Below are 3,603 nucleotides of genomic sequence, written 5' to 3'. Positions count from 1 at the left end.
TAATGCATCGGCTTGCATTGTTAATACATCGGCTTGCATTGTTAATCCATCGGCTTGCATTGTTAATGCATCAGCTTGCATTGTTAATGCATCGGCTTGCATTAAAAACATTACGCTTTTACGCAAAGCTTTACTAAGTGAACTCTATAGTCTCAACAAACTCTAAAATACTGTCCTTGATGTCTTCAGCCTCTTCTTCAATAGAATCGGGAGTTTCGCCGTCAATAAAGCTGTGCTGACTACTAACTATATATAAAAATTCACCACTGATAAAGGTGAGCAAGCCCCGGTACGCATCTAATCTGATCGCAGTTCCATTATTTTCTTGCTTAGAAATTGTGGAACCTTTGGGCATATCGATTAACACGTAGTAAGCGCCTCGCAAAGTATCTTTCAGATATTCGGTATACTCCACAGAAGCATCTGGTACATTGGCAAAAATCGCTTGGGGTACATATTTGTCTACTAAAATTGTTTGTAAATATTCTTCTTGACCAACAGACTCCAGTTCCTCTAACTGTTCTAGGGGGAAAGGATAATAATCGATTCTCAGCAAAGTACCGATGTCATTAGAAAAGCCAACTACTCCTTCCTGACTTTGAATTCTACCGCCCTGCTGCGGATCGACTGGAATCGGCACGGTAAAATTACCTAATGGGGACTGATATGCCTGTTCGCTAAAATCTTCGATGACCACTGTTTCATCATCATCGTCGTCTGCATATTCTTCATCTTCTGCTTCTTTAAAAGCTGCAATTACCTCTTTGATGATTTCCTCTGCTTCTTCATCCTCAAGTTGTAAAGCTGCTTGTAACTTTTTGAGGTAGGCTTGTTTTGGTTTGGGAATGGCCAGTTCATCGTCTAAAAGCACTATTACCCCAGCTGCAAAACCATCTAGCACTAATTCATCTGAGAGAGATACTTTGGCGGTATTAAATAGGGGCCCAATTCCCTCTTCTTCTGCAATGGAAATGAGTCTATCAACGATTTCTACAATTTCATCTTCTGAGTATTCCTCAAAAACCTCGAATTCCCAGAGGATACCCGCTAAACTTTCTGCATCTACCTCTTCAATCAATGAATCTGCGATCGCAGTCACAGTTGCGATCGCCGCCACTGCTTCCTCTGGACTTAGTGATTCCTCTGATGTCTTTGGTGAGTTAAAAACCTTGTCATATTTGGTCATAAATGCTACCTAAATTAATTCCTTGATAGTAATAACAGATTGAAAGTGACAATGGTCAGTTTACCAATGGAGCGAATCTTCTAGAGAAAAAGTTGGCTTATACGTGGTTGACTCAGTATCGATCGGGTGTAACAAAACCTTGTTGACAACTAATTTTCCAGGAGTTGAGGTATTCTCAAATCTGTTCTCGAATATACACTTAAACACGAGCTAGGCTCAATATTTGCCGCAAGTCAATTTCACTAAATATTGTAAATTTTTGTGACCGAGCAATCATCGTTAAGAACTGCTATCTCCCTTTATTTTTATCCTCCAGCAGATGAATTATATCTATCGATAGAATTATAAACTAGCTGGCGATAGATACCTACACCGTAGGCAGGATGTCAGAATACCGAAGTTTGTAGTGACGCACAATACTTGAAACGTTGTACTGTTGGTTCTACAAGTGTGAATTGAATTACATGAAATTTTGAGTGTTTTTATGGTACAAACCCCACCATCTCAGTTTTCACCAGATCAATATAAAGTAGATCCGGCAAAGGAAAACGTAGAAGCTCTTATACGAGAACCGCAGTTAGATATTGAGATTGCTCTAGAGTTCCTTTACACCAGAGATATTGAATTTCGTCAAGAAACAATTTATTTTCTCGTAGTCGATCGCTTTTATGATGGCAATCTAGATAACAGCGAAGGTGCAAACTCAGAATTGTACGATTCAACTAGACAAGATTGGGGTAAGTACTGGGGTGGCGACTTGCAAGGTGTCATCGATAAATTAGATTATCTCAAAAATATGGGAGTTACCGCTCTTTGGCTAACTCCACTGTTCGAGCAGGTTGAAGAGTTATTTGTTGGCAATGCAGCAATACATGGCTATTGGACAAAAGACTTTAAACGGCTTAATCCTCGATACATTGCTGACGGAGAGAACCCTTCTTTAAACGCTACTCAAGAAGAAAAAAATACAACCTTCGATCGGTTAATTACAGAACTGCACAAGCGCAATATGAAGCTAGTGCTGGATATTGTCTGCAACCATAGTACACCTGATACTAGCGGTAGTAAAGGTGAATTGTATGATGATGGCGTGAAAATTGCTGACTTCAATGATGATGCTAATAGTTGGTATCACCACTATGGCGAAGTGCAAAACTGGGAAGACGATTGGCAAGTACAGAACTGTGAACTATCTGGTCTAGCAACCTTCAATGAAAACAATACTGAATATCGGGAGTATATCAAGTCAGCAATTAAACAATGGCTAGACCGGGGTGTAGATGCACTGCGGGTGGATACTGTCAAGCACATGCCGATTTGGTTTTGGCAAGAATTCACTGGCGATATGAGCAATCACAAACCAGATGTATTTATTTTTGGTGAGTGGATTTACAGTAATCCTAGTGACGATCTCTCAGTGGAATTTGTCAATCACTCAGGCATGACACTTCTAGATTTTGGGTTGTGCGTGGCAATTCGAGCTGCACTAGGACAAGGTTCAGAAAACGGATTCCAAACAATTCAATATATTTTCGATCAGGATTATCGCTATAACGGGGCCACAGAGCTAGTTACCTTCATCGATAACCATGATATGTGCCGTTTTCAATCGCTAAACCCCGATCCAGCGATGCTGAAGGTTGCGATCGCCTTAATTATGACCTGTCGCGGTATTCCCTGCATATATTACGGCACAGAACAGTATCTGCATAACGACACTGATGGCGGTAACGACCCATATAACCGCCCAATGATGGAAAGTTGGGATACAGAGAGTGAGATTTATCGTTGCATCAGGCTGCTGTCTGGCTTACGACGACTGAATCCAGCCGTATCATTAGGTAGCCATTGGCAAAAATACTTAACACCGGATGTTTACTGCTATGTACGCCGTTATCGTGACTCTCTGTGTTTTGTAGCTTTAAACCGGGGAGGAGAAGTTACTTTACCAGAAGTAGAAACAGAATTGCCCGATGGAGAACATACCTGCGTGGTGACTCGCAACAAGTATGAGGTGAAAGATGGCAAGATTTATGACCTAGTACTAGAAGAAAGGGGAGCAATTGTTTTCAGCCACGTTGGCGAACGGATAAAAGCACAAACAATTGTCCGCGTCCAACTCAATGGCGTAGAAACCCAACCAGGTGAAATCGTTGTGGTGACAGGAGATTGCCCAGAGTTAGGTAACTGGGATATTGCCAAAGCCTATCCCCTAGAGTACATCAACACCAATACTTGGTTTGCTGAGATTCCCTTTGATGAAAGTGCTGGTCAGCTGATTGCTTATAAATATGCCATGTGGCGGGAAGGGCGATCGCCTCTGCGCGAAAATCTCGTAAATCGCCGCTGGGTGATTGCGAAAGAAGGTACTGTCAAATGGCGTGATACTTGGGCATCGGGAAGAGAATCTTAGAAAT

The 3,603-nt window shown here is 41.6% G+C and carries 2 protein-coding genes; one reads left to right on the top strand and one right to left on the bottom strand.

Annotated elements, in window-relative coordinates; all coding sequences use genetic code 11:
- Nucleotides 1-133: 133 nt before the first annotated feature.
- Nucleotides 134-1,186: a hypothetical protein gene (locus V7K41_RS29860; protein ID WP_334854127.1), complete on the bottom strand. Its 1,053-nt coding sequence runs from the start codon at nt 1,184-1,186 to the stop codon at nt 134-136.
- A 484-nt stretch (nt 1,187-1,670) separates the two neighbouring features.
- Here V7K41_RS29860 and V7K41_RS29855 point away from each other — a divergent pair, with 484 nt between their 5' ends.
- Entirely contained in the window at nt 1,671-3,599 is a 1,929-nt protein-coding gene (locus V7K41_RS29855; RefSeq protein WP_334854126.1) for an alpha-amylase family glycosyl hydrolase, read from the top strand.
- Nucleotides 3,600-3,603: the final 4 nt, after the last annotated feature.

It is taken from the genome of Nostoc sp., from assembly GCF_036917415.1.
Taxonomy (GTDB): domain Bacteria; phylum Cyanobacteriota; class Cyanobacteriia; order Cyanobacteriales; family Nostocaceae; genus Nostoc.
The sequence above is the reverse complement of the archived record's forward strand: the minus strand, read 5'-3'. Positions and strand labels throughout refer to the sequence as shown.

Excerpts from the sequence above, each read along its gene's own strand:
- V7K41_RS29855 (WP_334854126.1), top strand. The coding sequence starts at position 1,671 with ATGGTACAAACCCCACCATCTCAGTTTTCACCAGATCAATATAAAGTA.
- V7K41_RS29860 (WP_334854127.1), bottom strand. The coding sequence starts at position 1,186 with ATGACCAAATATGACAAGGTTTTTAACTCACCAAAGACATCAGAGGAA.